The following is a 4,690-nucleotide window of genomic DNA, read 5'->3' as shown; positions in this document are numbered from 1 at the left end:
CGACCCCGCCGCGGCGTTCCTCGACGACGGCCGCGTGGCGCTGAGCAACGGCCCCGCCTTCGGCTCCCAGGGCAAGGGGTTCGCGCGCGTGAACTTCGCGTGCTCGGAGGAGCTCCTCACCGAGGCCTTCACACGGATGGGCCGCGTCGCCGCGGAGCGTGGCTGAGCACGGGGCACCGCACACCCACCTCACCCACCTCACCCCGACTACCCCGCCTCCTCCTCCCGGGGGCGGGTGGGCCCGTGTCCACGGCGCCACAGGAACACCGTCATCGTGGCGGTCAGCACCACGGCCGCGTCCTGGTTGCGCATCTCCAGATCCATCGTCACCCGAGCTCTGGTCTCGTCCGGACTCACCTCCGTCACGTGTACCGAGCCGGTCACCGTGTCCCCCGGCCGGACAGGGGCCGTGAAGCGGAGACGGTCGAACCCCCGTCCGGCGATCACCGCCCACCTCGAGTAGACCGACTCGACGCAGAGCCGCTGGAGGACAGCCAGTGTGTGGATCCCGCTGGCGATCACACCGCCGTGGTGGCCGCCCGCGGCCGCCACGGGATCCGTGTGGAACCACTGCGGATCCCACTGCTGCGCGAAACCGACGATCTCCTCCTCCGTGAGGGTGAGATGCCCGAGCTCGAGACGATCACCCGGAGTCAGCTCGTCGGCGGTGACGATGGTGTCCACCCGATATCCCCTTCCATTCGACGACCGGCCTCCCGGGTAATTCCGCGACATCCGGATGCTCGCCTTTTCGGTCGGCACATTCCCGTCCGATCACCCGGCATTGTTCACGTTACTCAACAACAATACCGGTATGGCTATCCCCTTATTGTTGCCGTACTCTCTTTAGGCATACCTAACAAGCCCGGAGGTCAAATGGAGACGATCATTTCCGCACCCCTGTCGAGAGCATTACACGACTCGACGATGGCCGCGCACGAACAGGCGGAGAACGCCTCGTTCATCACCCGCCTGATGAACGGCGAGGGCACGCCGGAAGGTCTGGTGGCACTCCTGCGGCAGTCACTCCCCGTCTACGAGGCCCTCGAGGACGCCTGCCGCCGGGCCGGCACCGACCCACGCCTGTCGGCCATCCTCGATCCGCGCCTCGACCGGGCCGACGCCCTGCGTGCCGACCTGGAGTCGCACCGCGCCCAGGGGCGCACCTACGACCTCCTGGTCCCCGCCACCGAGGCCTACGTGGCCGAGCTGCACGCGTGTGCCACCGACCCCGCCGCCCTGATCGGGCACCACTACGTCCGCTACCTCGGCGACCTCTCGGGCGGGCAGATCATCAGGACGATGGTGCGCCGCCACTACGGCATCGAGACCGGTCTGAGCTTCTACGACTTCGACATCGCCAAGCCCAAGGTCTACAAGGACGACTACCGGGCCGCTCTCGACGCCCTCCCGCTGAGCGAGGCCGACCGCGGAGCCGCGCTGGCCGCCGCCACCCGGGCCTTCGAGCTCAACCACCGGATCTTCCTCGATCTGGAGGCCCAGGGCGTTCGCTGACCGCCCGCCCGGGCCACCCGACGAGAAGCGGCCCCGACACCCCGGGAGGGTGTCGGGGCCGCGCCCGTTCCGCGGGTGACCTACATCAGGCTGCCGAAGAGGTTCGTCATACCCGCGAGCGAACCGCCACCGACGTTTCCGGTGTCGTCATCGTCGTCGTCATCCCCACCGGTGGTGAAGGTGATCGCGCGCTGAGCTCCCACGGCGCGTGGACCGCGCCGGAGGCCGCATAGGTGTAGATGCCGTAGCCGCCCGTCTCCGACTTCGCGTCGGCCGCGTCCTTCGAGACGGTGAGGGTGGTGGTGAAGCTGCCGTCGGGGCGCAGTTCGACGGCACCGGCGGCGGCGCCCCCGATGACGGCGTGGTTCTCCGCGGCGAGGACCCACTTCTGCTCGACCACCTTGCGCGCCGCCGAGGTCCCGCCCGCGGACGGCTTCCACGCGTCCTCGAACTTGCCGAACACCAGGTAGAACCCGGCGGGCTTTCCGGCCAGCGGCGGGCGGACACCCACCACGGACCGGTCGTTGAAACCGGTGCCGGTGATGGTCACCTGGTGGCTGCCGTCCGCGGCGAGTGTGGTCTCGGAGAGCTGGATCTTCGGGGTCCCGACGGGCACCTGGGTCTCGTCCTCGGTCAGGTCGTAGGTGACCTGGAGGGGCAGCGGGCCCTTGAGATTCTGGTCTCCGCCACAGCCGGTGTTGTAGTAGTGCGGGTGCACTGACGCCGGCACGGCCGCCAGCCACTCGGGCGTCCACGCGCCCCAGACGTTCGGCGCGGTGCAGGTCCGGTCCTGGGTCCCACCGTTGTGCTGCACTCCCGCGTACCGGGGGGACAGGGTGGTGGTGCCGTCCTGGGCCACCTGGGCGGCACCCGGCCCGAACGACAGGACGGTCGTGCGACCGGCGTTGACCTCGGGAGTGGGGTTGCCGTTCATGTCGTTCGCCGCGCCGATGGTGACATCGGCGTTGAGCGTTCCGGAACCGTCGGCGTTGACGGTCAGCTTCGGATCGGCCAGGGTCTCGTCGGGAGCGTTGAGATTCGCCGGGTAGGCGTTGAAGGTGATCTCGCCGTCCCAGTCGATGGTGACGGTGCCGTCCGTACCGCGGACGCCCTCACCGTCGGAGAACGTGATCGCGTTGGGGGTCGCCTGCTGGCCCCCGATCAGACTCACGGGCATCGAGGTGGCCGGGAACGCCGCAGGTGTGTATTCGGCCTGCGTTCCCCCCGAGACCGACCCCACGAGAGCCGACGCGTCACCCGAGGCGTCGAGGATCCGCCACGGCCCGAAGATGCCCTTCTGCGCGTATCCGCTGATGCCCCAGACGAACGAGGCGTCCGAGACGGTGCCCGGGGTGACGTCCTGCGCCTGGGCCGCGGGGGCGGCGACGACTCCGGCGAGCAACGCGAGCGTCGCCCCCAGCATCGTGCCCCGTCGGCCGGCGAGCGCGAGCCGGGATCGAGAAGTCTTCACATCAGTCCTTTCGTCGAACTGTCTGGTAGAACAGCACTGCCGCGAGCGCGAGCAATGCGGTCCCCACCCACCACTGCCATTGGTGGGTGGGGTCTCCGGCCTTCTGGGAGGCGGAAGTCTGGGCGTAGACCACGTCGGCGCCGTGGAGCGGCGAGTTGGCCGCCACCGGGATCGTCGCCTGGTCTGCGAGAGCGGTCGACGCCGCGGGCGCGGGGCCACCTGTGGAGGGACTCGCGGAGGACGCGGGGATCGAGGCGAGCGTGCCGCCCACGGTGCCGGCGGTCATCGGAGAGGTGGAGGTGTAGTACTCCTCGAAGTACTCCTCGAAGACCTCGTCGACGGGGACCCCCTCGGCGGCCGGGGATTCGGGCGACACGCCCGGGCCCGCTCCCTCCCGCGCCGCCCTCACCGCATCGGGCTGGAGCGGTTTCCACGCCTCGTCCATCCAGGCGGCCGCGGTGTCGGCGACGTCGTCGCCCGCAGCGCGGAGGACCTGTTCGACCGTGTTGTCGAGTACCTGCCCCACGATTCCTTTCGACCCACCCGAGCCTCCGGAATTCGGCATTTCCTCGGGGTCATCCGGATTCCAACTCACCGCTATCGGGAGGGCGGGTTTCGCGCTGTCGGAGGTCCCGGTGGAATACCAGAATCCTCCCGATCCGGCGTCAGCGGCAAAGTCGACGAATTCAGCGGGGAATGCTCCCCAGTCATTCCCGTCTCTCGTCTGGGGATTCTCTCCCGGCTTGGCGGAATAGGGCACGCGGAGGTATTCGGGGGTCACGGAGAAACCCTTTTTCCCACCCAGTTCCACGCGATTCCGGGGGAGGTTCGCGACAACGACGGTGCGCGACGGGATCGGGACCGACACCTCGGGGTTGTCCTGGGAACTCCGTCGCCCACCCAGGGTCGCGGTGACGGTCGCCTTCGTGGGCGTGACGGTGAGGACCGGGTCGGTGACGCTGAGGAACACCAGGCCCGAGTAGTAGAGTACCGAGGCGGTGCCCCTCCACTCGATCTCGGCGGTGCCCGCCCCAGCGTCGACCGTCCCGGTGCCGTTGCCGAAGACCATCTCGAGTCCGCTGTACCTGCTCGAGGCGGCGTCACGGATCGGCGTTCCCGACTGGTCGGTCTGCGTGCCGGCCCAGGTGGCGGCCACCGTGGCCCCGGTCGCGGATCGCTTCTCGATCGTGACGTCGCCCGTCGTGGCTCTCCACGTCTGTTCGGTGATCGTCGCCCCGGACCCGGCGAGCGCCGACGAGCTGTCCCCGGCGGAGAGGAAGTTGAGCCCGGGGCCGTGGCTGGGCCCGGCACTCTGTCTGCTGAGCCCCCATCGGAACTCCGCAGCGGTCAACTCGACCTCGGAGCCCTGTGCGTGCGCAGCCGGAGTGCCCAGGATCACGCCGAAGGCGAGCACCAGTGTCAGCGCCAGGGCCGTTGCCCGGCGGTGGGTCGATCGCAGGTGACTGGTCATCGGGGCTCCTCGTGCTGGACGACGGTCGTGGGGTGGTGGTTCACGTCGTCCTCGTGGACGTCGTCGGGCCCGTCGGGACCGGCGGGACCGGCGGGACCGTCGGGCCCGTCAGCACCGTCGGGTCCGTCGTCGCCGTCGGCCATGGAGAGGACTCTTCGCTTGACGGCGACCGCCGCGGCGACCGACAGGGCCAGGGCCGCGAGGGCGAGGAAGACCCACCCCGCCGACCCGCC

Annotated in this window: 4 protein-coding genes and 2 pseudogenes; 2 read left to right on the top strand and 4 right to left on the bottom strand. The window is 69.7% G+C overall.

All coding sequences use genetic code 11. From position 1 onward, the window contains the following. Positions 1-166, top strand: a pseudogene (locus G6021_RS17330) (aminotransferase class I/II); the annotation flags it as partial. 41 nt (positions 167-207) lie between these two features. On the opposite strand, the gene G6021_RS10845 reads toward G6021_RS17330, so the two are convergent. Continuing rightward, complete coding sequence (locus G6021_RS10845) at positions 208-684, bottom strand: MaoC/PaaZ C-terminal domain-containing protein (RefSeq protein ID WP_259848311.1); 477 nt, start codon at positions 682-684, stop codon at positions 208-210. 192 nt (positions 685-876) lie between these two features. On the opposite strand from G6021_RS10845, the gene G6021_RS10840 reads away from it, so the two are divergent. Then, positions 877-1,515 (top strand): biliverdin-producing heme oxygenase, encoded by a 639-nt coding sequence (locus tag G6021_RS10840; RefSeq protein WP_182644517.1) that lies wholly within the window; start codon positions 877-879, stop codon positions 1,513-1,515. Between the two features lie 106 nt (positions 1,516-1,621). Here the strand turns inward: G6021_RS10840 and G6021_RS10835 are convergent, their stop codons facing one another. The 3 genes and pseudogenes from G6021_RS10835 to G6021_RS10825 form a co-directional block, all read right to left on the bottom strand. Further along, the gene (locus tag G6021_RS10835; RefSeq protein WP_182641271.1) at positions 1,622-2,986 is read right to left on the bottom strand and encodes a hypothetical protein; all 1,365 of its coding nucleotides are present in this window, start codon (positions 2,984-2,986) and stop codon (positions 1,622-1,624) included. 1 nt (position 2,987) lies between these two features. Beyond that, complete coding sequence (locus tag G6021_RS10830) at positions 2,988-4,457, bottom strand: hypothetical protein (protein WP_182610339.1); 1,470 nt, start codon at positions 4,455-4,457, stop codon at positions 2,988-2,990. Continuing rightward, a pseudogene (locus tag G6021_RS10825) lies at positions 4,454-4,690 on the bottom strand (hypothetical protein); the annotation flags it as partial. The gene G6021_RS10830 and the pseudogene G6021_RS10825, both read right to left, overlap by 4 nt.

Source organism: Dietzia sp. CW19 (assembly GCF_014145265.1).
GTDB lineage: Bacteria > Actinomycetota > Actinomycetes > Mycobacteriales > Mycobacteriaceae > Dietzia > Dietzia natronolimnaea.
This window is presented reverse-complemented; position numbering and strand designations above follow the sequence as displayed.

Excerpts from the sequence above, each read along its gene's own strand:
- G6021_RS10840 (WP_182644517.1), top strand. The coding sequence starts at position 877 with ATGGAGACGATCATTTCCGCACCCCTGTCGAGAGCATTACACGACTCG.
- G6021_RS10830 (WP_182610339.1), bottom strand. The coding sequence starts at position 4,457 with ATGACCAGTCACCTGCGATCGACCCACCGCCGGGCAACGGCCCTGGCG.